This is a genomic window from Vibrio sp. D173a, assembly GCF_030248475.1.
On sequence record NZ_JAHGAH010000867.1, the window covers coordinates 1 to 427 of the forward strand.

Consider the following 427-nt stretch of genomic DNA (forward strand, 5'->3'; position numbering starts at 1 on the left):
ATTCATGTAGACTTTCTGTTGCTCCAATGCTCGATTGGACTGATCGTCACTGTCGCTACTTCCATCGCCTGCTGTCTCAGCAGACTCTTCTATATACGGAAATGGTAACGACAGGCGCAATACTGCATGGTAAAGGTGACTTCCTAGAGTACAGCGAGCAAGAGCACCCTGTGGCGCTACAGTTAGGTGGCTCAAATCCAGTTGATTTGGCGGAATGTGCGAAGTTAGCAGCTGAGCGTGGTTACGATGAAGTGAACCTCAACGTAGGTTGCCCATCTGATCGTGTTCAAAACGGTCGCTTTGGTGCATGCCTAATGGCTGAGCCTGAGCTAGTGGCGGATTGTGTATCAGCGATGAAAGAAGTCACCGATATCCCTATCACAGTAAAAACGCGTATCGGTATCGATGAGCAGGATTCATACGAGTT

General features: G+C 48.7%; 1 protein-coding gene. It reads left to right on the forward strand.

The features are described 5' to 3' along the window. The coding region (gene dusA, locus KIV40_RS29895) for a tRNA dihydrouridine(20/20a) synthase DusA (RefSeq protein WP_285352896.1) at positions 1-427 on the forward strand (427 nt) is incomplete at both ends.